Origin of the sequence: Streptomyces sp. NPDC048523 (assembly GCF_043199815.1) — a bacterium.
Classification (GTDB): domain Bacteria; phylum Actinomycetota; class Actinomycetes; order Streptomycetales; family Streptomycetaceae; genus Streptomyces.
On record NZ_JBICWQ010000004.1, the window covers coordinates 514659 to 538578 of the forward strand.

The window sequence follows — 23920 nt, forward strand, 5'->3', positions numbered from 1 at the left end:
CGAGCGGAAGGAGAAGGCGTCACCGCCCGGTCAGCCGGCAACGGCCGACCGGGCGGGAGCGTGTTCGGGCCTGCGGCCGTCGACCCGCACCTCGGCGAACCTGAGCGCGGACTTGTCGAGGACGGTGCGACGCGGTGGCCGTGCGGCGGAGGGCGTCGGGAGTGTGAACCACACGAACTTCCCCGACTCGCCGTCCGGCCGTACGCCCCAGCTCTCGCTGACCGCGGCGACCATCGCGAGCCCTCGCCCGCACGTGGCGAGCGGCTCGGTGTCCTTGATGTCGGCCACGACCGGCAGACGCGGGTCGTGGTCGTGCACCGAGACCATGAGCCGGTCGAGCAGCAGCTCGATCTTCACGGTGCACGTCTTGTCGGGCTGGGCATGGCGGTGGACGTTGGTCAACAGCTCCGTCACACCGAGCACGGCCCGGTCTATGAGGGGATCCAGATGCCAGTAGCGCAATTGTGCGGAAAGGATTCTGCGGACCTGGCCGATCCGCGCCGGCAGAGCCTGAAGCTCCACTGTGCAATGCCTGCTTGGGTGACTGATCACGGCTGCGACTCCCCGACGTGAGGTCCGGAAGAACACGGAGTTCGGATCGATCCGGCAGGTGCCTGCGTGAAACGGCCGCCTGCCGTCGTGCCCGGCGGGCTGGTGTGCAGCGTGATCGCCGGTAAACCCAGAGTGATGTGAGACCAGCGTGACGCAGGAGGTGCGACTTCGCAACTCGCGGTGACCTAGTCGCTACGCCCCGCAGCCCTGCGTACGGCCTCGATGAACCGGCGTGCCGCGGGCGGCCCGGGCTCGCCCGGCGCGGGATCCTTCTCGCCCAGGGTCAGCAGATACCGGTTGCCGTTGAGGTCCGCGAGAGCCCGGTCGTCCGCGGCGAACCAGGGCTTGGAAGCGCGCACGGCCTGTACCGGCGCGCTGTCGATCTCGCTGCCGTAACTGGTGAGCAGTTCCAGCCTGCCGTCGTTGATCCGGACCTGGCCGGCCCGGGTGAGCGAGCGCAACCTCTTCCCGATCCGCACGCCCATAGCCGTGAACTCCGGCTCCGCCATGCCGCCCCGCCCCCTTGTGCGCGTCGGTGTGCCGGCTCCTGCTCCCGTGTGGGCCGAGAGCCGGCTTCTGTCGTGATCCAGTGTGCGCGCCCCCGTTCGAGACGTCCGTCCCGCCCGGTGCAGTCTGCCCGCCACGGGCGTCGAGCACCAGTGCGCATGACATCTCGCCGGGGGCGCCCGGAGCACTCGTTCGAATGCGCCCCCGCCGCCGCGCTCCGCTGCGACCCCAGGCTGTCTTTGGGGCGCTCAAAGGTGTGTTTATGCAGGTGAGAAGCGTGCGGAAGGTGTCTATGATCGAGACATCGGCCGCGCGACGCGCCGTCGGCGCGCAGTGTTAGGAGCCCCGCCGTGAGCACCCCTCAGCAGACCCGGACCGGCGACACCCTCGATGTCGACCACAGTGACACCGCCTACCGCGGCTGGCTGAAAGAAGCAGTCCGCAAGGTCCAGGCCGACGCCAACCGCTCGGCCGACACGCACCTTCTGCGCTTCCCGCTCCCGGAGAGGTGGGGCATCGACCTGTACCTCAAGGACGAGTCGACCCACCCCACGGGCAGCCTCAAGCACCGGCTCGCCCGCTCGCTGTTCCTCTACGGCCTCTGCAATGGCTGGATCAGGCCGGGCCGCCCGGTGATCGAGGCGTCCAGTGGTTCCACCGCCGTGTCCGAGGCGTACTTCGCGAAACTGATCGGCGTGCCCTTCATCGCGGTCATGCCGCGCACGACGAGCGCCGAGAAGATCCGCCTGATCGAGTTCCACGGCGGGCGGTGCCACTTCGTGGACGACCCGCGCACCATGTACGAGGAGTCGGCCCGCCTCGCGGTGGAGAGGGGCGGCCACTACATGGACCAGTTCACCTACGCGGAACGGGCCACGGACTGGCGCGGCAACAACAACATCGCCGAATCCATCTTCAGGCAACTGGAGTTGGAGCGTTTCCCGGAGCCCGCGTGGATCGTCGCCACGGCCGGTACCGGCGGCACCTCGGCGACCCTCGCCCGGTACGTCCACTACATGCAGCACGACACCCGCATCTGTGTGGCCGATCCGGAGAACTCCTGTTTCTTCGAGGGCTGGAGCACCGGCGATCCGGACGTCACGTGCGACTGCGGCTCGCGCATCGAGGGCATCGGCCGACCGCGCATGGAGCCGAGCTTCGTGCCCGGGGCGATCGACCGCATGATGAAGGTCCCGGACGCGGCCAGTGTCGCCGCCGTGCGCGCCCTGGACCGAGCCATCGGGCGCCGGGCGGGCGGCTCGACGGGCACCGGACTGTGGAGCGCGCTGAAGATCGTCGCCGAGATGGTGGCCGAGGGCCGCCGGGGGAGCGTCGTCACCCTTCTCTGCGACCCCGGCGACCGGTACCTGGACAAGTACTACTCGGACGCGTGGCTGGCCGAGCAGGGCCTGGACATCGAGCCGTACACGGCGGCGATCGCCGCACTGCTGGAGACGGGGGTCTGGCCCGGCCAGGTCGCTCCCGCCGGCCCCTAGCGGACAGAAGCTGTACGGCCTCGCCGGCGCCGGCACGGCAAGCTGGACCAGAAGGGCCTGGTCTCGTCGACAAGCCGCAGAAGGCGGGCCGACCTGCACCCCGGCCAGGAGCTCTGCACCCCGGCCAGGAGCCCTGCACCCCCGCTAGGGGCCCTGCACCCCGAGCCGCCGGTCCAGCGTCCGGACCGCGTCCCGGAAGGCCCGCCCAAGGCCGGCCCGCCCCAGCTTCGCTACCAGGCGGAACACCGCAGTGCCGTCGACGGCGAAGGTCCAGCGCACATGGGTGCCCGCCCCGGCGGGAGTCAGCCGCCACTCCTCGGCGATGGCGCGGGCACCGGGAGCGTTGGCCACGTCGACGCGGTAGGCGTACAGCTCGGGGGCCTTCGCCGCGAGGACGGTCTCCTGGAAGCGCCCGCCGCCCCTGAGGTGGATCTCCCGGGTCGAGCCGTCCCCGGTCGAGCGGGCCAGCGTCACCGCGGAGAACCATTCCTCCCAGCCCGGTACGTCCTCGGCGAGCGCCCGGTGGACCGCCTCCGGCGGAGCCGACATCTGCTGTACGAACACCAGCCGTACGGGCGCGGTCGCGATGAAGTCGAGCCCCACCTCGCGCAGTTGGTGAGCCATGGACAACCCCCTCAGGTGTGAACGGGAAGGGTCACCCTAGCTGGCGCTCCGTCAGATGTCTGTACCGTCAACGGAGTCGCCTGCCACGACCAGCCGCCGCAGATGCTCCGAGATCTCCGCGCGCGCCGACGCCGGCAGCCCCGCGTCCGTCACCAGCGTGTCGACCTGCTCCAGCGAGGCGAACGAACTCAGGCCCACCGTGCCCCACTTGGTGTGGTCGGCGACCACCACGACCCGCCGGGCCGACTGCACCAGACGCCGGTTGGTCTCGGCCTCCGCGAGGTTCGGTGTCGACAGGCCGGCCTCGACCGATATGCCGTGCACACCGAGGAAGAGCACGTCGAAGTGGAGCGCCCCGATCGCCTGGTCGGCCACCGGCCCCACCAGCGAGTCGGAGGGGGTGCGCACACCGCCGGTCAGCACGACGGTCGCCGCGCCCTGACGGGGGCCCGTGGTGCGCTGCGCCGCGTGGAAGACGTCGGCCACCCGCACCGAGTTGGTCACGACGGTCAGATCCGGCACGTCGAGCAGATGGTGCGCCAGCGCGTACGTCGTCGTACCGCCCGACAGGGCGATCGCGGTGCCCGGGGCGACCAGCTCCGCCGCGGACCGCGCGATGTCCTCCTTGGCGGTCAGCTCCAGACCCGACTTCGCCTCGAAGCCCGGCTCGTGGGTGCTCGCCTCGACCACCGGGACCGCGCCGCCGTGCACCTTCTCCAGCACACCCTGGCGGGCCAGTGCGTCGAGATCGCGCCGTACGGTCATGTCCGACACGCCGAGCTTGCGGGTCAGCTCGTTGACGCGCACCCCGCCTCGGCGCCGGACCTCGTCCAGGATCAGGGCGCGCCGCTGCTCCGCGAGGAGGTTCTGATTCTCACTCACGTACGCTCCGGTCCTTTCGCCTGCGGCTGTCCGACACGCCCTGCGCACCCTCTCCGACAAGCACATTTTGCCCGTCTCCGGTGCGCGGGACGACCCATACTCGCACGGGCCCCCACCCGGAGCGCCACCGACCGCCCCGTCTCACTCGTGCCACCGGGGCGACACCCGGGCTCCGGCTGTCGCCCGGATCGGGGAGATTCCGTGACGAGTGGTGTGCGCGACGCGCCGAACGGGAGATCCTTGTTCCCGCACGGACAGATGCCGACAGCGCGTCACGGGGGAAGTGCAAAGACAGTGGAACGTGTCCCGACCATGGGCGCGGACGGCTCGCCCGCCCGGCCCGAAGCATCCGGAACCGCCCTGGAACTCCTGGTCCACGGGGTGGGCGGCACCACGCCGGAGAAAATGCTCGACGATCCGCGCACGGTGCGGATCACCGGCGACGACATCGCGGCCGTCTTCCGGCGCGCCGACGACGTCGACGCCGAGCGGAGACCGCGCGACGCCCGCACCGGCCCGGTGCCCGAGGCGTACGTCTGGTGCAACCTCACCTCCGGCAACGGCACCCGCGCCCTGTGGCTGCTGTTACTGCCGTTCATGGTGGTCAACCTCGCCCACTGGATGCGCCCCACCGCACGCGGCCGCAAACGGACGGTGCGCCTCTACGGCCTCCTGGTCCGGCTCGCGGGCCTGACCCTGACCGTTCTGCTGGTCGCCGCCGCCTGCGAGGTCGCCCTGGACCTCGCGGCCTGGCAGTGCGCGGGCACACGCGCGTGCGCCGAGTCGCACACCTGGCTGGGCTTCCTGTCGCCCGACGTGTCGGAGGCCGGCTGGTGGAGCAGGCCCGGTCGCCGCCTCGCCCTCGCGGCCCTGGTCCCGGCCGCGCTGACCGGTCTGCTCTGGTACCTGTCCCACCGCACCTGGAGCGCCTACGAGTCCCAGCAGCCCATGTCCCGCGGGGGCGAGCCCGAGGAGGACCACGGCCGCACCGCGCTCAGCCGTCCCGGCTTCTGGTACGGCCGCCGCCTGGTCGCCCGCCTGCGCGCCGCGCACACCGCCGCGGGCCTGCTGACGATCGCCGCCGCCGTCAGCTCCACGGCGGCCCGCTTCGACCGCGAACCCGGCGGCCCCGCGCTCCTCGACACGCTCGGCCGGCTCCTGCTGGCCGCTCTCGTCGCCGCCGGGGTCGCCGTCGTCTGGGTGGTGTGCCGCCGAGGACGCAGCGAGAGGTATCTCGACCGGCAGCTCGACGAGCGTCTCGTACGGCGCCTGCCGCTCGCCGCGCTCCTCCTGCTCGCCCTCGCCGCGGTGTACGCCGGGTGGGAGCGGCCGGGGTGGCAGTCGCACGGCCGGCTGTCGGGGGACGCCACCTTCGGCGGCATCGCCTTCGTGCAGGGTCTGCTGGTGGTCGCCCTGGCCGCGGTCGCCCACCTGCTGTACCGCACGCATCCCGACCCGCGCGCAGCGATGCGCGGGCTCGCCGGACCCGCCGTGGCGACACTGGCCTGCGCACTGGGCGGCGTGATGTCCGGCGGCGTCTCGCAGCGGGTGTCGGACTGGCTGGACGGCACCGGCGCCACCATCCTCGGCCCGCCGGTCCTGCTGACCTGGCAGGCGTCCGTGATCCCGCTGGTCCTTCTCGTGCTGCTGGCGCACTGCGCCTGGCTCGGCCGGCGCACCTGGCGCTCCGGACGGGCCCAACTGGGCACGGTCGAGAGTGAGTACCCCGCCGAGCCCAAGGACGCGGCACGCACCCGCCGTATCGCCCGCACCCGCGCGGTGGCGGCGCTGACGGACCGGGGACCGCGCCTGCTCGGAGTGACGTCGGCCAGCACCCTGCTCCTGGGAGCCGGGGCCCTTGTCGGCGCTCTCACCTCCCGCAGGACACCGGCGCAGGCCGCCGAGGGGGCGTACGTCTTCGTTCAGGGCGCCGCCGACACCGCGCAGGCCCTCGGCTCCTGGCTGATCGGCCTCGGCTTCATCCTGTTCGTCACCTGGGGACGCCGCGCCTACAAGGACCCCTCCGCGCGCCGGACCATCGGCATCCTCTGGGACGTGGGCACCTTCTGGCCGCGCGCCGCCCACCCCTTCGCCCCGCCCTGCTACGCCGAGCGCGCGGTACCGGACCTGACCTGGCGGATCGCGACCTGGACCCGGGCCACGCGCGGCCGGCTGGTCATCTCCGGCCACTCCCAGGGCAGTGTCCTGGCGGCCGCCGCGGCCTGGCAGCTGGAGCCGACGGTCCGCAAACGCGTCGGCCTGCTGACCTACGGTTCCCCGCTGGAGCGCCTCTACGGCCGCTGGTTCCCGGCCCACTTCGGCCCGGCCGCGCTCACCGCCCTGCACCACGACGTGGACTGCTGGCGCAACCTCTACCGGCTCACCGACCCCATCGGCGGCCCGGTCCGGCTGCCCGGCGACTGCGGTCCCGAGGTGGACCGGCAGCCCCTCAAGGACCCGCTCGCCTACGGCCGCACCGATCTCCACCCGCTGCCCGCGCCGATCCTCGGCCACTCCGACTACCAGGCCGACCCGGTCTTCGCCGAGGAACGCGCGAAACTGCTGGGCCGGCTCCAGCCGGACGTGCCGGTACCGCGGTCTCAGGAGGACTCGGGCAGGTCCTCGGCGTAGAGCAGGGTGAGATCGTCCGTGGTCGGGTCGTCCACCTGGGCGACCCGGCTCGCGTGCCGCTCCACCATCGCCTCGAAGGTCTGGCGCGCGGTACGGCCGTTGCCGAAGGCGGGCCCCTTGGGCAGCACCGTGAAGTACTTCAGCAGAGCCTCCGGAGCGCCCGGTGCCAGCCGGTACTCGTGCTCCTCGGCCTGCTGCTCCACGATGCGGAGGAGTTCCTCGGGGTTGTAGTCGCTGAAGGTGATGGTCCGCGAGAAACGGGAGGCCACACCCGGGTTGACCGACAGGAACCGCTCCATCTCGGCGGTGTAGCCCGCGACGATCACCACGACCGACTCGCGGTGGTCCTCCATCAGCTTCACCAGCGTGTCGATGGCCTCCTTGCCGAAGTCCCGGCCAGAGTCCTCCGGCGACAGCGCGTACGCCTCGTCGATGAACAGCACTCCGCCGCGCGCCTTGTCGAAGGCCTCCTGGGTGCGGATCGCGGTGGAACCGATGTGCTCGCCGACCAGGTCGACGCGGGACACCTCGACGAGATGCCCCTTCTCCAGGACACCGAGGGAGGCGAGGATCTCGCCGTAGAGCCGGGCGACCGTCGTCTTGCCGGTGCCGGGGGAGCCGGTGAAGACCAGGTGGCGCTTGACGGACGCCGCCTTGAGGCCCGCCTCCTGGCGCCGCCGGCCCACCTCGATCATGTCGGTGAGCGCCCGCACCTCGCGCTTGACGCTGTCCAGGCCCACCAGGGCGTCGAGCTCACCGAGAACGGCCTTCGAGGTGCGCGAGGGCTTCTCCGGCTCGGCGGGGACGGCCGGCGGCTCCTGTTCGGTGACCCGCTGCCCGGGGATCAGCAGACCGGGGGAGCGGGACTCCGTCAGTACGGCCGTCTCGCGCGCCGCGGGCGGCGTCGGGCCCCCGCTCTCGTCGCTCGTGCAGTCCTCGACGACGGGGCCCGCTCCGGCCGCCGCGTCGGGGGCGTCGGCGAACTCGTAGCCGCCGCGCGCGCAGCGCTCCGTGCGGCACTTCTTGAGGGTCGTACGGCAGCCGTCTATGACATGGAAGCCGTAGCCGCCGCTGCCCGTCACCCGGCAGTTCAGGAAGCTGCCACGGCCGCCCGCCGACACATAGAAGCCCGCCTCGGCGGGGGAGTCGACCGTGCAGCGCTCGATGGTCGGGTCGGCGCCCTTGGTGACGATCACGCCGGTCTGGGTGGCGTCCACGGTGCAGTTGTTGAGGGTGCCGCCGCTGCCGTGGTCACGGAACCAGGCGCCGGTCGCCGCGTCCCGGATCCGGCAGTCGTCGAGCTGCGCGGTGGCGCCGTCGCTCACGGACACGGCCGTGTTGCGGACCTGGGAGATGTCACTGTCGACGACGTCAGCGCGGGAGCCGCGGTCGAGGACGAACAGGGCGTCCGGCACGTCGTGCACCCGGCAGGAGTCCAGTACGGCGGTGGCGCCGTCGCTGATCCAGACGGCCGGATAGTCGCCGGTGCTGTCGAAGATCTCGCACTGGTTGGCGTCCACGCGCGTGCCCGGATCCCACACCGACAGGCCGTTGCGCCCGAACTGACGGACCGTCGTACGGGTCAGGGTGAGCACCGAGCGGGAGCGCAGGTCGACCGCGTTCTCCGGGATGTCGTGGATACGGCAGTCGGCCAGGGTCAGCACCGCGTCGGTGTCGAGGGTGACGCCGTCGCCCGTGGTGCGGTGCACATCGCAGTCGGTGAGGTGCGCGGTGGCCCGGCCGGTGATCTGGACCCCGCTGCCGCGAACCTCGTAGACCTCACAACCCACGGCCTCCAGCGCGGAGTTCTCGCCGGTCGCCGTCAGTCCCGCGCCCGAGGTGTGGTGGACCCGGCAGCGTTCCAGGCGGGGGTGGGCGCCGCCGCGCACCGAGACACCGGACTGGCCGGCCGCCACGATCTCGCACTCCTCGAACACCCCGCCCGCGCCGTCCAGTACGGCGATGCCGATGCCGGCCGGGTTGTCGACGGTGCAGCGCCGCACGGTCGGGCGCGCGCCGCCGCGTACCTCTATGCCGGCCGCCGACCGCGTGACGATCCGGATGTCGGTGAGCTCCGGTGTGCCCTCCTCGACGAGCAGGGCGGGCGCGGCCGCGTCCTGGCCCTCCACGTGCAGGTCCTGCACCACGGCGGAGGAACACACGGTCAACGGCACCCCGTCCAGGGGCGCGATGCGCACGGAACCGGGGGAACCCTCGGGGCCGCGCAGGGTCACCGCCCGCTGCACGACGAGGTTCTCCCGGTAGGTGCCCGGCGCGACCGTGAGGACGTCCCCGTCCGCCGCGGCCTCCAGGGCAGCGGCGAGTGACGCGTACTCACCCGTGCGGCGCCGCCACCTTGATGTACCGGTGTGCGTCACCTGGACCGTGCCCTGTGCCATGGCGTTGCTGTGCCCCCACCTCGTCGTACGCGGGTTTGTGCTGCCGAGGAACCTCGGCCGGTCCACCGTAGCGTGCGCGCGGGTGGTGGGTTGACCAGAGCCGTGAGGCGGTCAGCTGCCGGTGCCGGTCCGGCCCCAGTCCGGGCCCGCGCGCTCCCATGCCTGGTCCCAACGGGCGTACCGGCGACGGACCATGCGCCAGACGGCGAGCCGTCTGGCGCACTCGACCAGGCCCGCGGTCAGCAGGGCCGCTCCGGTGCCCGCGAGGACGGCGTGGGTGGTGGCGGTGGCGGAGTCCAGCGGCCGGGCCGCTGCGCGGCCGTGCAGGTCCGTCCACATGCGGAAGTGGTCGCCGCGGTGCGGGGTCTGGAGGGCGGCCATCACCGTGCCCCGGTGCGCGGTGCCGTCCGGCGCGGTCCAGCCGGCCACCACTCGGCTGCGCACCTCCCGCCCCGACGCGGCCTCGGGGTCGGCGTCCAGCGGCGAACGCTCCATCCTGCGGATCACGGTCGCCGTCACCAGCCGACGCGAATCCTGCTGTTCACGGACCGACTGCTGCAGCGCTCTCTGGGCCGCGCCCCCGGTGCCGGAGCCGATCACCGGTGCTACGACCAGGATCAGCAGCAGGGCCAGGAGGCCGGCCCAGGCCTCGGCCAGGTCGGTCCCGCGGCGCAGCGGGTTGCGCCGCCAACGCCACAGTCCACTGATCGCTCGCACCGTCCGCACCCCCTTCCCGCTCCGTGATAACCCCCGACGGAGTCGTTCACGCGCGGGACCGGCCGAAGAGAGAGCGAAATCACCTGCGGCCGGGCCTCTCATGAACTCCTCACGAAAGCCCCAACGTGCATGCCCCCGGGCGGTGTTCCCGTGCTGCTCGCTTCCTAGGCGAGAACCGTCACCGGGTCACCGACCCGGATCGTGCCACGGGAGCGGGGCACCAGGTTCTGCCCGAAGACGAGCTTGCCGCCGAAGCGGCGGTGCCGGCCCAGGCTGTGCAACGGCTCCTTGCCGCGGACGGCCCGGTCCTGGTCGGTGGTGGTCACCACGCACCGCCCGCACATCTTGGCCACCCGGAAGGTGACGTCCCCGATGGCGATGAGCGACCAGTCGTCCTCGGCCCAGGCGTCGGCGCCGCTCACGACCACGTTCGGCCGGAAACGGTTCATGGGCAGGGGGCCCTCGGCCGCGTGCCGGCCTTCGGAGATCAGGGAGTTGAGGGCGTCGAGGGAGGCCGCGGAGGTCAGCAGCAGCGGATATCCGTCGGCGAAAGTGACGGTCTCGCCCGGCAGCGCGTACTCGGGCTCGACCGGGCGGCGGGTGGCGGGGTCGTCCAGGTGGACCAGGTGGGTCCGGGCACCGAGGTACTCGCTGCACCACTCGTGCGCGTCCGCGTCGGCGGCGGGCACCCCCTCGACCTTGTCCCCGAAGATGTCCAGTGTGACGGTCTCGCCCGGCTCGGGGACCGGCACGGTCAGCGGATCCAGACCGGGCGCGGACAGAACGACGCCGCCGCCGGGCATCAGCTCGGCGGCGGCCTGCGCGAGGCGCGGCTGCTGTCGTTGGGTGACGACCTTTCCCCCGTCGTCTACCAGCGCCCAGCGCCGGTCACCGGCCAGCCCCCAGGGCTCCACCTCGGCCTCCCGGAGTGCCAGACCCCGGAACGCCTTGACCGGATGGACATGTATCGACAACAGCTGCGCATTCCCCATGAGGCCATCGTGCCAGGCGGCGCCGACAGCCCGGGAGGGGAATCAGTACCCGCGGTACTGCTGGTTGTTGTACGGGTCCTGGTAGGGAGCCGCCGGAGCGGGCCGGGGAGCCGCGGGGCGCATCGCCTCGTAGCCCGTGCCCATGCCGGGGGCGGCCGGACGCGGCTGCTGTTGCTGCGGCCCGGGATAACCGCGAGGCGCGGCGGCCTGCTGCGGGATGTACGCCCCGGGCGCCTGCTGCAGCGGAGCGGGCTGCTGCGCCTGCGGGTAGCCGTAGGAGGAGTAGGAGGGACCGGCGGGAAGAGCGGGCAGCGCGGACGGCAGCGCGGGCAGGTGGTTTGCCGGGGCGTCGTACGCGTACGCGGCCGGGACCCGGATCGGGGCGATCTGCGGGGTGCCCCGCTCGGCCACGAGTGAGTCGTAGATCGGAGTGTCCGGGAAGGAGGCGGAGTAGTAGCCGCCGCCATAAGTGGAGCGGGGGGAGGTCATGGCACATAAGTTAAGCCCACGATGTGCTGGTTGGGGAGACCGATAAGAGGGTTGTTTTCCGTGTCGGCAGTGACGTGGGCTCCCCAATGCGAGCGAACTCGGCAAAAAAGGACGCCAATCCGGGTCCCATCCGTGTAAAGGCCGAGTTCCGGAGGGGTTACCGAGGGTTGGCGGGTGATCTTCCTGTGCGCGGGATGGGAGTTCGCTGTCCCGGGGGAATAGGTTGAGCGAGTAGAACTCGAAGGACCGCCGGGGCGCGTCCTGGCCTGCCGACACCTGATGGGGGCAGACATGTCAATGCCGAAAGGCTCGAACGCTCCGGTGCCCACGACGGCACTGCGCGTCGAATTGGGCTGGCGTACCGGGCCGGGGGTCCCCACCGCGGATGCCTCGGCCCTGCTGCTCGCCGGCGGGAAGGTCCATTCGGACGCCGACTTCGTCTTCTACAACCAGCCGCAGCACTCCTCCGGAGCTGTCCGCCACGAGGGCAAACGCACCGACGGCGGCCGGGTGACCGACACGCTGCTCGTCGATCTCGCGCGCGTGGAGCCGTCGGTGGAGACCGTCGTGCTCGCCGCTTCCGCGGACGGCGGGACCTTCGCCCAAATCCCGGATCTTTACATCGAGGTGCGAGATGCCACGCAGGGCACTGTGGCGGCGCGGTTCGAGAGCACGGGCGCGACGGTAGAAACCGCTTTCGTACTCGGGGAGTTCTATCGCCGTCAGGGCGCGTGGAAATTCCGTGCCGTCGGTCAGGGCTACGACAGCGGACTGGAAGGTCTCGCAACGGACTTCGGCATCACCGTGGACGAGCCCCAGCAGACGGCACCGGTGACGTCGCCGCCCGCCCCCTCCTCGCAACCGGTCCGCCTCTCCAAAGTCACGCTGACCAAGTCGGCTCCCTCCGTTTCCCTCGCCAAACAGGGCGGCACCTCGGGCGCGATGCGCGTGAACCTCAACTGGCAAGTGCACAAACAGTTCTCGGGCTGGAGCGGCAAGCGCGGCCGGGCAGTGCCCATGCACGCCGACCTCGACCTCGACCTGTGCGCCCTGTACGAACTCGCCGACGGCCGCAAGGGGGTCGTACAGGCGCTCGGCAACGCCTATGGAGCCCTGCACCAGCCGCCCTACATCCACCTCGACGGCGACGACCGCACCGGTGCGCTCGCGAGCGGTGAGAACCTCACCGTGAATCTCGACCACAAGCGCGACTTCCGGCGCATCCTCGTCTTCGTGACCATCTACGAGGGCGCGCGCTCCTTCGCCGACCTGCACGCCACGGTCACCCTCCAGCCGCAGTACGGCGCCCCGATCGACTTCTCCCTCGACGAGTGCACGGTGCCCTCGACGGTGTGCGCCCTGGCCCTGATCACCAACACCGGTGACGACCTGGTCGTCCAGCGCGAGGCCCGCTACCTGGTGCCCGAACGCGGGGTGAGCCCGCAGCGGACGGTGGACCAGGTCTACGGCTGGGGCATGAACTGGACACCGGGCCGCAAGTGAGGCCTCACCGCTCCTCGCCGACGACGGCGTCCGGGCGCGCGTAGGTGCGGCCCTTCCAGGCCGCGCCGCGGCCCCGGTAGTGCTGCACCGCCGAGTCGACCGTCATCAGGAGATAGAGGAACGCGGTGAACGGCAGCAGGGGAGCGAGCCACAGCGGCTGCCGGTAGTAGCGGAGCATCGGGGCGTACGTCCCCGTCATGACCAGCCACGCGAGAGCACCCGGCAGCACGGTCGCCGCACTGCCCGTCGCCAGGCCGGCGAGGACGGCGACGGGCGGCACCAGATAGACCAGCGTCAGCCCGGCCACCGTTCCCAGCAGCACCAGGGGGTTGTGGCGGAGCTGGGCGTACGCGCTGCGCGACACCATCCGCCACAGGTCGTGCAGCCGGGGATAGGGGCGCACGCTGTCCACGCGCTCGGCGAGGCCCAGCCAGATGTGGCCGCCGCCGCCCTTGACGGCCCGCGCGAGGGCCACGTCGTCGATGACGGCGTGCCGGATGGCGTCCGGGATCCGCGCCCGCTCGGCCGTGTCGGCGCGCAGCAGGACGCAGCCGCCCGCCGCGGCCGCCGTCCGCGCGCCCCTCCTGCCGATCCGGCGGAACGGATACAGCTGCGCGAAGAAGTAGACGAACGCCGGCACCACGAGCCGCTCCCACAGGCTCTCCACCCGCAGCCGGGCCATCTGCGAGACGATGTCGAACCCACCGGCGTGCGCGGCGGCGACCAGCCGCCGCAGGCTGTCCGCCTCATGGGCGATGTCGGCGTCCGTCAGCAGCAGGTACTCGGGCCCACGCGCGCGTGCCAGAGCGATGCCATGGCCTACGGCCCACAGCTTGCCCGTCCACCCCGCCGGCGGCTCACCCGGTGAGGACACCGTCAGCGGAAGTCCGCCGGACCGGCGCGCCAGTTCGCGGGCCAGTTCTCCGGTGCCGTCCGTGCTGCCGTCGTCGACGAGGAAGATCTCTGCCCGTCCCGGATAGTCCTGGGCCAGGAGAGAGGGCAGGCTCACGGGCAGCACCTCGGCCTCGTCGCGGGCCGGCACCACCACGGCCACGGAGGGCCAGGTCTCGGGATCGCGCTGCGGCGGGAGCCTTATGTCCGTGCGCCAGAAGGAGCCCTGGCAGAGCAGCAGCCACAGCCAGGCGGCGAGGGATACGGCGGCGGTCCACGCGATGGCGCTCACGCCCGCAGTCTGCCCCACGCGACCGGCCCCCAAGGGCTCATCGTCTATCGTGGCCGGGTGAAGATCGCGCTCTTGGACTCCGGAATCGGTCTGCTGGCGGCCACCGCCGCGGTACGGCGACTGCGCCCCGACGCCGATCTCGTGCTCTCCCTCGACCCCGACGGCATGCCATGGGGCCCCCGCACACCGGACGACATCATCGGGCGCGCCCTGACCCTCGCCGAGGCCGCCGCCGCCCATGGTCCCGAGGCCCTGATCATCGGCTGCAACACCGCCACCGTGCACGCCCTGACCGCCCTGCGCGCCCGTCTCGAACCGGATCTGCCGGTCATCGGCACCGTTCCCGCGATCAAGCCCGCGGCGGCGGCCGGCGGTCCCTTCGCCATCTGGGCGACCCCCGCCACCACCGGCAGCCCCTACCAGCGCGGTCTCATCGAGGAGTTCGCCGACGGGGTGCCGGTCACCGAGGTGCCCTGCCACGGCCTCGCCGAGGCGGTGGAGCACGCCGACGAGGCGGCCGTCGACGCCGCCGTGGCCGCGGCCGCCGCCCTGACCCCCGCGGACGTGACGACCGTCGTCCTGGGCTGCACCCACTACGAACTGGTCGCCGAGCGCATCCGCGCCGCCGTGCAGCGCCCCGGCCGTCCGCCGCTCGTCCTGCACGGCTCCGCCGGAGCGGTCGCCGCCCAGGCGCTGCGCCGGATCGGTGAGCAGCCCGCGCCCGAGGCAGCGGCCACCGGCACCCTCACGGTGCTGCTCAGCGGACGCGAGGGCGCCGCGCTGCCCGCACCCGCCCTGGCCTACGCGGAGGGCCGGCTCCTGCGGACCGCCACCCCTGCCCACTGACCACCGGCCGACGGCCGGAAAGCCCCGTCCGGAGCAGTCACTCTGTGCGACGAGGTACCAGCGCGGCGAAACCTGAGTAACCTCGTAGGCATGAGGGACCACCCCCAGGGCGAGCACACCTCGCACCACACCGAGGTCTGGACCGGCCGCGCCTCCAACCGGATCCAGTGGCTGCTGGCGCTCGGGGGCGCCGCGATCCTGGCGCTCGGCGTCGAGCTCGCCGTCGACTCGACGTGGACCTCAGGGGCCGCCCCGCTCGTCATGTCCGTGGTCGGCTGCATCGCGGCCGGGCTGCTGGTCCTCTTCCTCACGCTCGCCTTCGTCCATGTCGCCCTCAAGGTCGACATGGACTCCCTGGAGGTGCGGTGCGGTCACATCGGGGTGCCGCGCCGCCGGATCCCGCTGGACCATGTGGCCGGAGCCGAGTTCATCCCGCACGTCACTCCGCGGCAGTGGGGCGGCTGGGGCTACCGCTGGCGCCCCGAGAAGGGCACCGCCGTCGTCGTACGCCGGGGCGAGGGCGTGGTCCTCCAACTGTGGGACGGGCACACGTTCACCGTGACCGTCGATGACGCCGAGGCCGCCGTACGCATCATCCGCGACCGGCTGCGGCCCCGGGCGACGGGTCCGCGCCGCTGAGAGCGGGCCGATGGGTCACTTCACGGCCGGTTCGTCGATGAGCGGGTGGGCCGTCGTCAGGCCCGCCAGAAATCCGACGCCCACCGACACCATCGTGAAGCTCAGCGCGTTGCCGACCGCGGCGATCGCCGCCAGCGCCGTCAGGGCCGCGCCCGCCGAGAGGACGACCGGCGTGGGACGGGGAGAGCGCCACAGCGCGTACAGCAGCCAGCAGAAGGCCGCCACCAGCAGCAGCGCCCCGGTCACCCCCTGTTCGGCGGCGATCTGAAGCGGAGCCGAGTGCGGTTTCCCGTCGGACAGCAGGGACTGGGCCGCCGTGGTGCTCACCTCTCCGAAGCGGCCCGGACCCACCCCGAGGGCGGTGTTCTCCTGGGCCAGGTGGAGGGCGTCGCGCCACAGGCCGATCCGGTGCGGGGTGAGCCGGCCGCGCAGGGCATCGGCGAACCCTTCCGGTACCGCGTTGCCGGCCACCGCCCAGGTCAGGCCGGTCACCGCGGTCGCGGCCAGGGCGAGGCCGGCGATGCCCGGACCGCGCCGGCGCATCCGGCCCGCGGCGAGCGAGCACAACAGCACCGCGATGCAGCTGGCCAGGCCGGACGCCGACCCCAGGGCGGCCGAGGCCACCGCGATGCCGGCGGCCAGCAGCCGCAGCAGGAGCCGCAGGGCAGGAGTGCCGGTGGTCCAGGCGGCGCAGCACGCGGCACCGGTGGCGAGCGTCAGCAGGGCGGCCGTGGCGCCCGCGTGCCCCAGTGGACCGACGAGGTCCGGTCCGGGCGCGAGACGGGGGAGTCCCACCGCCAGGCCCAGTCCGGTCAGCGCGGCGGCGCACGGGGCGGCGACCGGCAGCAGCGCCCCCGAGATCCGGCCGGCCGCATACCCCGCGGCGACGGCCAGCAGGGCGAGCAGCACGCCCTCCGGACGCCCGTCGTGCGCGGCCGCGGTGATCAGCGACCAGGCGGCACAGGCGCCGAGCACCAGTACGCCCACCACATCCGAAACGTTTCGTCTGTCGCCGTCCTGCTCGGAACCGGCCACAGACGTGATCCCCGTGGAACCCACCCCGCCCCCCGAAACCCGGTCCCCCGACCTGTGGCCCCCGCCGCCCGGACGCTGTCGGCCCGTACGACAGGGACTCCGGCACACCGTAACGGCTGATGGGTGATTTGTGGACGAGTTGTGCGGGATCTACGCGGCCCAGGCGCGCGGGCGGTGCCAGCGCCGGCCGGCGGACCGCGCTGTGGACGCCGAGGTCAACCGCCGTACACTCCCGGAGTGACCGTCACCGCAACTTCCGTGGACGAGTCGGACCGGCTGGAACCGCAGTCCGCGACCGTCTCCCGCTGGGCTCTCCGGCTCCGCCGTCTCGTCCCGGCCGCCGCCGCGGCACTCTCCGGAGTGCTGCTCTACGTCAGTTTCCCGCCACGCCCCCTGTGGTGGCTGGCCCTGCCCGCCTTCGCCGTCTTCGGCTGGGTGCTGCGCGGCCGTGGCTGGAAGGCGGCCTTCGGTCTCGGCTATCTCTTCGGCCTGGGCTTCCTGCTGCCGCTGCTGGTGTGGACCGGCGTCGAGGTGGGTCCCGGGCCCTGGCTCGCGCTGGTGGCGATCGAGGCGATCTTCGTCGCGTTGGTCGGCGTGGGCATCGCCGCCGTCTCGAAGCTGCCCGGCGCGCCGGTGTGGGCCGCCGCCGTGTGGATCGCCGGAGAAGCGGCACGCGCGCGTGCGCCGTTCCACGGCTTCCCCTGGGGAAAGATCGCGTTCGGCCAGGCCGACGGCGTCTTCCTGCCGCTCGCCGCGCTGGGCGGCACGCCCGTGCTGGGCTTCGCCGTCGTCCTGTGCGGCTTCGGCCTCTACGACGTCGTCCGCCTGGTGGTGGAGCGGCGGGGCATCGGCGCCGTACGGCGTCCCGCCGCGGCCGTGGCCCTGCTGAGCGTGGCCGTACCGGTGCTCGGGGCGCTCGCGGCCCGGACGCTGGTGAGCGACAAGGCCGAGGACGGCACCGTGACCGTCGCGGCCATCCAGGGCAACGTGCCGCGCGCCGGGCTGGAGTTCAACGCCCAGCGTCGGGCCGTGCTCGAGTACCACGCGCGCGAGACCGAGCGGCTGGCCGCCGAGGTGAAGGCCGGCAGGATCGCGAAGCCCGACATCGTGCTGTGGCCGGAGAACTCCTCCGACGTCGACCCCTTCACCGACGCGGAGGCGGCCGTGGTCATCGAGCAGGCGGCCAAGGCCATCGACGCCCCGATCTCCGTCGGCGGTGTCGTCGAGCGGGACGGCAAGCTCTACAACGAGCAGATCCTGTGGGACCCGGTCAAGGGCCCCACCGACACCTACGACAAGCGGCAGATCCAGCCGTTCGGCGAGTATCTCCCGCTGCGCTCCCTCGTCGGCGCGATCAACAAGAACTGGACCTCCATGGTCCGCCAGGACTTCAGCCGGGGCACCGAGCCGGGCGTCTTCCGGATGGCCAACGCCAAGGTCGGCCTGGTCACCTGTTACGAGGCCGCGTTCGACTGGGCCGTGCGCTCCGAGGTGACCGACGGCGCGCAGCTGATCTCGGTGCCGAGCAACAACGCGACCTTCGACCGCAGCGAGATGACCTACCAGCAGCTCGCCATGTCCCGGGTGCGCGCCGTGGAGCACAGCCGGACCGTGACCGTGCCGGTGACCAGCGGCGTGAGCGCGATCATCATGCCGGACGGCCGGATCACCCAGAAGACCGGCATGTTCGTGGCCGCCTCCCTGGTGCAGAAGGTGCCGCTGAGGTCCTCGCAGACCCCGGCGACCCGGCTCGGCATCCTGCCCGAGATGGCCCTGGTCCTGGTCGCCGCGGGCGGGCTCGGCTGGGCGATCGGCTCGGGGCTGCGCGGGCGTCGCGCCGAGAGCGTGTGACCGTACGCCGGTCCTGCGCCGTCCGGAAGATCACCGAGGCGTCGTCGAGCGCGGTTAGGGTCGGCGCATGGCTACCCCTGATTTCATCCGCACCCTTCGGACGTCCATCGGTCACGACCTCCTCTGGCTCCCCGGCGTCAGCGCCGTCGTCCTCGACGACGAGGGCAGAGTGCTGCTCAACCGCCGCTCGGACACCCGCAAGTGGTCGCTGATCGGCGGCATCCCGGAGCCGGGGGAGCAGCCCGCGGCCTGTGCCGTGCGGGAGGTCGAGGAGGAGACGGGCGTGCACTGCGTCATCGAGCGGGTGATCGTGGTCCAGGCGCTCAAGCCCGTGACGTACGACAACGGCGACATCTGCCAGTACATGGACATCTCGTTCCGTTGCCGGGCCGTGGGCGGCGAGGCGCGGGTCAACGACGACGAGTCGCTGGAGGTGGGGTGGTTCGCGGTGGACGCCCTGCCGGACCTGAACGAGTTCGGGCTGCAGCGGATCAAGCAGGCGCTGACCGACGAACCCACATGGTTCGACTCTACGAGTTCCGAGTGAAGTATGGGGTGTGACCACATGTGGTGCGCGGCGGGCGCTGCCTAGAGTCGGACCATGACCGCCAGCAGCGCCCTCCCGTGCCCCCACGCCTCCACGCTCGACCTCGGCGGCCGCACCGCCCTCGTCACCGGCGCCGCCGGCGGCATCGGCCGCGCCTGTGCGCTGCGGCTCGCGGCGGCCGGGGCCAAGGTGAGAGCGGTCGACCGGGACGCGGCCGGTCTGGAAGAACTCGCCGAGCAGTCCGCGGGGCTGGCGGGCACCGTCGAAGCACAGGTCCTCGACCTCACCGACCTGGACGCCGCCGAGCACGCCGCCGCGGGCACCGACGTCCTCGTCAACAACGCCGGCCTCCAACTGGTGCGGCCCATCGAGGAGTTCCCGCCCGAGGTGTTCCACACGGTGCTCACCGTGATGCTGGAGGCGCCGTTCCGACTCATCCGCGGCGCCCTGCCGCACATGTACGGGCAGGGCTGGGGGCGGATCGTCAACGTGTCCTCCGTGCACGGTCTGCGCGCCTCGCCCTACAAGGCGGCCTATGTGGCGGCCAAACACGGTCTGGAGGGCCTGTCCAAGACGGCCGCCCTCGAAGGCGCCCCCCACGGAGTGACCTCGAACTGTGTGAACCCCGCCTATGTGCGCACCCCACTGGTCGAGCGGCAGATCACCGACCAGGCCCGTGCGCACGGCATCCCCGAGGAGCGGGTGGTGTCCGAGGTGCTGCTCCAGGACAGCGCGCTCAAGCGGCTCATCGAGCCGGAGGAGGTCGCCGAGGCCGTGGCCTACCTGTGCGGCCCGCACGCGTCCTTCGTCACCGGTACGTCGCTCGTCCTCGACGGCGGCTGGACCGCGCACTGACCGGCATCCGGCCGCACGTAGCCCGGCCCGGAGTTTTCCACAGGCCTGACGGGGCGAGCGTGCGATGAGCAATCCTGTGGGCATGTCCAGCGATCACGCGCAGTCCGTCGAGCGCCCCGCCGGCAGTGCCGAGGCACCCTTCCTCGAACTGCTGGCCAGGGGCGCGTCCGCCGACGCCTACGAGCAGCCGGTGCTGATCGCCCGCGCCGAGGGAAGGCCGGCCGAGCGGATCGCCGCGCTCGAAGCGGCCAAGGCGGTCGCCCTGCGCGTGCGCTCCGAGCTGGAGGGCCGGCGGCGGCGGGAGGCCGAGCTGTCCGCCCTGTTCGAGACCGCCCACGACCTGGCCGGGCTCCGGGACCTGGACGCGGTGCTGCGGGCCATCGTGCAGCGCGCCCGGTCCCTGCTCGGCACGGACGTGGCCTACCTCAGCCTGAACGACCCGGTGCGGGGCGACACCTACATGCGGGTCACCGAGGGCTCGGTCGCCGCCCGCTTCCAGCAGCTGCGGCTCGGGATGGGCGAGGGGCTCGGCGGACTGGTCGCCCAGACCGCCCGCCCCTACGTCACCGACGACTACTTCAAGGACGACCGCTTCCAGCACACCCTCACCATCGACTCGGGCGTACGGGACGAGGGGCTGGTCGCCATCCTCGGCGTGCCGCTGACCCTGGGGCACCACGTCATCGGCGTGCTGTTCGCGGCGGACCGGCGCGCCCGCGTCTTCGAGCGGGAGCAGATCGCGCTCCTCGGCTCCTTCGCCGCGCTGGCCGCGGCCGCCATCGACACCGCGAATCTGCTCACCGAGACCCGCTCGGCCCTGACCGAACTGGAGCGGGCCAACGAGATCATCCAGGATCACAGCGGTGTCATCGAGCGCGCCTCCGACGTCCACGACCGGCTCGCCGAACTGGTGCTGCGCGGTGGCGGGGTGCACGACGTGGCGGCGGCCGTCTCCGAAATCCTCGGCGGCACGGTCGAGTTCGCCGAGATCGCACCCGCCCAGGCACTGGAGGCGTCCCGAGCCGAAGGCCACGCCGTACAGCAGGGCGACGACTGGATCGCCGCCGTCGCCGCCGGCGGGGAACTCCTCGGCGCGCTGGTGCTGCGCGGCCATCCGGGGCTCGACCCCGTGGACCAGCGCACCCTGGAGCGGGCCGCGATGGTCACCTCGCTGCTCCTGCTGGCCAGGCGTTCCGCCGCCGAGGCCGAACAGCGGGTCCGCGGCGAGCTCCTCGACGACCTGCTCGACGCCCGCGACCGCGACCCCCGCCTGCTGCGCGAACGGGCCGCCCGGCTGGACGCCGACCTCGACGCCACCCACGTCGTGCTGGCCGCCCGTCTCGACGGCCCCGCGGCCGACGCCGACGAAGAGGCGGCCGCCCGCAGGCGCCTGTGGTCCGCGGCGTCCCACCTCGCCGCGACCCGGCACGGCCTGGCCGCCGCCCGCGACGGCGGCACCGTCCTGCTGCTGCCCCTCACCACCGGGGACACGGCCACCGAACTGGCCCGCCGCACCGCCGGGCACCTCGGAACAGCCGTCCACGAGGCGGTGACCGTCGGAGCCTCGGCCCCGGTCCGCGACCTCGCCGTCCACCTGGACGCCGTGGCCGCCGCCTACGAGGAGGGTCGGCGCTGCCTCGACGCGCTGCGGCTCCTGGGCCGCTCGGGAGACGGGGCCGCCGCCGAGGACTTCGGGTTCCTCGGTCTGCTCCTGGCCGGTGACCGGGACATCGCGGGCTTCGTGGACCGCACCATCGGCCAGGTGGTCGCCTACGACGACCGGCGGGGCACCGATCTGCTGCGCACCCTCGACGCCTACTTCGCGTGCGGGATGAGCCCGGCCCGCACCAAGGACGAACTGCACGTCCATGTGAACACCGTCGCCCAGCGCCTGGAGCGCGTGGGCCGTCTGCTCGGCGGGGACTGGCAGAGCCCCGCGCGCGCCTTGGAGATCCAACTCGCGCTGCGGCTGCACCGGTTGTCGGCGCCGACACGCCCCTGACCCCCGCACGCACGGGCGTACGGGGGCCGGCCGGTCCGGGGCGGGGTTCAGACGGTCCGGGCGTCCGCCGCGTGGGAGGTGGCCGCCGGCTCCGGTTCGGCGTCCGGCTCGATGTCGGCCAGGTCCCGGTGACGGGTCTCCTTGGCGACACCGACCGCTATGACCGTCAGAACGGCCGCGGCGATGACGTAGAGGGCGATCGGGGTGGAGCTGCCGTAGTCGGACAGCAGCGCGGTGGCGATGAGCGGGGCCGGGGCGCCTGCCGCGACGGAGGCGAACTGGGCGCCGATGGAGGCACCGGAGTACCGCATCCGGGTAGCGAACATCTCGGAGAAGAAGGCCGCTTGGGGCGCGTACATGGCGCCGTGCAGGACGAGTCCGACGGTCACCGCGAGGATCAGGTTGCCGAAGCCGCCGGTGTCGACGAGCCGGAAGAACGGGAACATCCACAGGCCGACGCCGACCGCGCCGAGCAGGTACACCGGGCGCCGGCCGACGCGGTCCGAGAGGGCACCCCAGGCGGGGATCACCGCGAAGTGCACGGCCGAGGCGATGAGCACCGAGTTGAGGGCGGTCTGCTTGGAGACCCCGGCCGACGTGGTGGCGTAGACGAGGATGAACGCGGTGATGACGTAGTAGCTGATGTTCTCCGCCATGCGCGCGCCCATCGCGATCAGCACATCGCGCCAGTGGTGGCGCAGCACGGAGACGACCGGCAGCTCCTCGGCCGCGCCGTCCCGCGCCGCCTTACGGGCGTCCGCCTGTGCCAACGCCCGCTTGAACACCGGGGATTCATCGACGGACAGCCGGATCCACAGACCGACGACCACCAGGACGCCGGAGAGCAGGAAGGGAATCCGCCAGCCCCAGCTGCCGAACGCGGCGTCCGACAGAACGGCGGTCAGCAGGGACAGCACCCCCGTGGCGAGGAGTTGCCCGGCCGGCGCGCCGGTCTGCGGCCACGAGGCCCAGAAGCCACGCCGCCGGGCGTCTCCGTGCTCGGACACGAGCAGTACGGCACCGCCCCACTCTCCGCCGAGCGCGAAGCCCTGGACCAGGCGCAGCACGGTCAGCAGCACGGGAGCGGCCGCGCCGACGGTCGCGTGGGTCGGCAGCAGCCCGATCGCGAAGGTCGCCCCGCCCATCAGCAGCAGACTCAGGACCAGCAGCTTCTTGCGTCCGAGCCGGTCACCGTAGTGCCCGAACACCAGGGCGCCGAGCGGCCGGGCGGCGAATCCGACGGCGTACGTCAGGAAGGAGAGCAGCGTGCCGACGAGCGGGTCGGAGTCGGGAAAGAACAGCTTGTTGAAGACGAGGGCGGCCGCTGAGCCGTAGAGGAAGAAGTCGTACCACTCGATGGTGGTGCCGATGAGGCTGGCGGCGACGATGCGCTTGAGGCTGGAGGGGGTGTTCGGGGCTGGGGGAGCGGTCGAAGGGGAGGACATCGGTACCACTTCCAAGCGGTTGGCGGGGACGCTTTCGTGTTGCCATACCGTAGGAATTCGCAGGTCAGGCGCACATGTGGCGGGACACCATAGATCGAGGGTCGGCTACGTGTGGCCACCATGCCGACTCACGGACACGCGGTTCGGGGCTGGTGTGGCGCTGACTACGCTCTGTTGAACTCGGGCATCTGGGCGATCGACTCACAGTCGGTGTGTGGCACTGACCGGGTTGAGAGGCCCAGCCCGGCCTTGCCGCTCTGCCGCCGTGAGCACGGCCAAGGCGCTGTGCCTGGGCGCGGTGCGCGTTCCTTCCAGCAGACTCTTCGTCGGCTGGAGTACAGCGCTTGGGAGCCCCTGAGCTGCGGTGATGGTGTATTTGGCGGCCTTACGGAACCGGTTGGTCCGTGTATAGCTGGAGTTTGGCTGTCATGGCCTGCGTATGAGTGGAGGTGACTATGGACAGCAGGAAGGGTGACGCGTTACGGGTGTCGTCCGCGTGGGTGGTACTTCATGGCACATGTCGTAGGAACCATCCACGGGCGTCCAGTTGGTCTAGGGCGAGTGCGTAAGTCCAGGTCAGAATGCAGCTTGGCGCGCGACGTACGGGATTGCCCGGGCAGCCGCCGGTGCCCAGTCTGCGCCACCACCATTGCCCTGTTCCTCAGCGCCGCAATGGCGGCAGAACTTGTGCGTTGCCTACCTGGACAACCTTGACCGCGGATGCG

The 23920-nt window shown here is 72.2% G+C and carries 20 protein-coding genes; 9 read left to right on the forward strand and 11 right to left on the reverse strand.

Going from position 1 to position 23920, the window contains the following annotated elements:
* Window positions 1–30 precede the first annotated feature (30 nt).
* A complete protein-coding gene (locus tag ACGFWE_RS23135) occupies window positions 31–552 on the reverse strand; it encodes an ATP-binding protein (RefSeq protein ID WP_352386324.1) in 522 nt (173 codons plus the stop codon).
* 185 nt (window positions 553–737) lie between these two features.
* A complete protein-coding gene (locus ACGFWE_RS23140) occupies window positions 738–1061 on the reverse strand; it encodes a hypothetical protein (protein ID WP_352386322.1) in 324 nt (107 codons plus the stop codon).
* Between the two features lie 348 nt (window positions 1062–1409).
* Between ACGFWE_RS23140 and ACGFWE_RS23145 the strand changes: the two genes are divergently transcribed.
* The gene (locus tag ACGFWE_RS23145) at window positions 1410–2555 is read left to right on the forward strand and encodes a PLP-dependent cysteine synthase family protein (RefSeq protein ID WP_352386320.1); all 1146 of its coding nucleotides are present in this window, start codon (window positions 1410–1412) and stop codon (window positions 2553–2555) included.
* Between the two features lie 144 nt (window positions 2556–2699).
* On the opposite strand, the gene ACGFWE_RS23150 is transcribed toward ACGFWE_RS23145, so the two are convergent.
* Both ACGFWE_RS23150 and ACGFWE_RS23155 read right to left on the reverse strand, forming a co-directional pair.
* Window positions 2700–3179: an SRPBCC family protein gene (locus tag ACGFWE_RS23150; protein ID WP_393601376.1), complete on the reverse strand. Its 480-nt coding sequence runs from the start codon at window positions 3177–3179 to the stop codon at window positions 2700–2702.
* Between the two features lie 51 nt (window positions 3180–3230).
* A complete protein-coding gene (locus ACGFWE_RS23155; RefSeq protein ID WP_352386317.1) occupies window positions 3231–4061 on the reverse strand; it encodes a DeoR/GlpR family DNA-binding transcription regulator in 831 nt (276 codons plus the stop codon).
* A gap of 312 nt (window positions 4062–4373) precedes the next feature.
* On the opposite strand from ACGFWE_RS23155, the gene ACGFWE_RS23160 reads away from it, so the two are divergent.
* Window positions 4374–6692 (forward strand): hypothetical protein, encoded by a 2319-nt coding sequence (locus tag ACGFWE_RS23160; protein ID WP_352387103.1) that lies wholly within the window; start codon window positions 4374–4376, stop codon window positions 6690–6692.
* Here the strand turns inward: ACGFWE_RS23160 and ACGFWE_RS23165 are convergent.
* From ACGFWE_RS23165 to ACGFWE_RS23180, 4 genes are all read right to left on the reverse strand, one after another.
* The gene (locus ACGFWE_RS23165; RefSeq protein WP_352386316.1) at window positions 6662–9091 is read right to left on the reverse strand and encodes a right-handed parallel beta-helix repeat-containing protein; all 2430 of its coding nucleotides are present in this window, start codon (window positions 9089–9091) and stop codon (window positions 6662–6664) included. The two genes, ACGFWE_RS23160 and ACGFWE_RS23165, sit on opposite strands and share 31 nt — an antisense overlap.
* A gap of 111 nt (window positions 9092–9202) precedes the next feature.
* Window positions 9203–9808: a hypothetical protein gene (locus ACGFWE_RS23170; RefSeq protein ID WP_393601378.1), complete on the reverse strand. Its 606-nt coding sequence runs from the start codon at window positions 9806–9808 to the stop codon at window positions 9203–9205.
* Between the two features lie 164 nt (window positions 9809–9972).
* Complete coding sequence (locus ACGFWE_RS23175) at window positions 9973–10800, reverse strand: MOSC N-terminal beta barrel domain-containing protein (RefSeq protein ID WP_352386313.1); 828 nt, start codon at window positions 10798–10800, stop codon at window positions 9973–9975.
* A 42-nt stretch (window positions 10801–10842) separates the two neighbouring features.
* Window positions 10843–11289, reverse strand: coding sequence for a DUF6643 family protein (locus ACGFWE_RS23180; protein WP_352386311.1), 447 nt, complete (start codon window positions 11287–11289; stop codon window positions 10843–10845).
* Between the two features lie 297 nt (window positions 11290–11586).
* Between ACGFWE_RS23180 and ACGFWE_RS23185 the strand changes: the two genes are divergently transcribed.
* The gene (locus ACGFWE_RS23185; protein ID WP_393601972.1) at window positions 11587–12792 is read left to right on the forward strand and encodes a TerD family protein; all 1206 of its coding nucleotides are present in this window, start codon (window positions 11587–11589) and stop codon (window positions 12790–12792) included.
* A 4-nt stretch (window positions 12793–12796) separates the two neighbouring features.
* On the opposite strand, the gene ACGFWE_RS23190 is transcribed toward ACGFWE_RS23185, so the two are convergent.
* The gene (locus ACGFWE_RS23190) at window positions 12797–13975 is read right to left on the reverse strand and encodes a glycosyltransferase (protein WP_393601381.1); all 1179 of its coding nucleotides are present in this window, start codon (window positions 13973–13975) and stop codon (window positions 12797–12799) included.
* Between the two features lie 57 nt (window positions 13976–14032).
* Here ACGFWE_RS23190 and ACGFWE_RS23195 point away from each other — a divergent pair, with 57 nt between their 5' ends.
* Both ACGFWE_RS23195 and ACGFWE_RS23200 read left to right on the forward strand, forming a co-directional pair.
* Window positions 14033–14821, forward strand: coding sequence for a glutamate racemase (locus tag ACGFWE_RS23195; RefSeq protein WP_393601383.1), 789 nt, complete (start codon window positions 14033–14035; stop codon window positions 14819–14821).
* 90 nt (window positions 14822–14911) lie between these two features.
* Window positions 14912–15460: a hypothetical protein gene (locus ACGFWE_RS23200; RefSeq protein ID WP_393601385.1), complete on the forward strand. Its 549-nt coding sequence runs from the start codon at window positions 14912–14914 to the stop codon at window positions 15458–15460.
* A gap of 15 nt (window positions 15461–15475) precedes the next feature.
* Here the strand turns inward: ACGFWE_RS23200 and ACGFWE_RS23205 are convergent, their stop codons facing one another.
* The gene (locus tag ACGFWE_RS23205; RefSeq protein WP_393601974.1) at window positions 15476–16447 is read right to left on the reverse strand and encodes an O-antigen ligase family protein; all 972 of its coding nucleotides are present in this window, start codon (window positions 16445–16447) and stop codon (window positions 15476–15478) included.
* A gap of 285 nt (window positions 16448–16732) precedes the next feature.
* Here ACGFWE_RS23205 and lnt point away from each other — a divergent pair, with 285 nt between their 5' ends.
* The 4 genes from lnt (at window position 16733) to ACGFWE_RS23225 (ending at window position 21750) form a co-directional block, all read left to right on the forward strand.
* On the forward strand, window positions 16733–18346 hold the full coding sequence (gene lnt / locus ACGFWE_RS23210) for an apolipoprotein N-acyltransferase (RefSeq protein WP_352386302.1): 1614 nt from the start codon (window positions 16733–16735) through the stop codon (window positions 18344–18346).
* Window positions 18347–18413: 67 nt separating this feature from the next.
* Window positions 18414–18893 (forward strand): NUDIX domain-containing protein, encoded by a 480-nt coding sequence (locus ACGFWE_RS23215; RefSeq protein ID WP_393601387.1) that lies wholly within the window; start codon window positions 18414–18416, stop codon window positions 18891–18893.
* A gap of 54 nt (window positions 18894–18947) precedes the next feature.
* A complete protein-coding gene (locus ACGFWE_RS23220; protein ID WP_393601389.1) occupies window positions 18948–19748 on the forward strand; it encodes a 3-hydroxybutyrate dehydrogenase in 801 nt (266 codons plus the stop codon).
* A gap of 82 nt (window positions 19749–19830) precedes the next feature.
* On the forward strand, window positions 19831–21750 hold the full coding sequence (locus ACGFWE_RS23225) for a GAF domain-containing protein (protein WP_352386296.1): 1920 nt from the start codon (window positions 19831–19833) through the stop codon (window positions 21748–21750).
* 47 nt (window positions 21751–21797) lie between these two features.
* Here the strand turns inward: ACGFWE_RS23225 and ACGFWE_RS23230 are convergent, their stop codons facing one another.
* On the reverse strand, window positions 21798–23195 hold the full coding sequence (locus ACGFWE_RS23230) for an MFS transporter (RefSeq protein WP_393601391.1): 1398 nt from the start codon (window positions 23193–23195) through the stop codon (window positions 21798–21800).
* Window positions 23196–23920 lie beyond the last annotated feature (725 nt).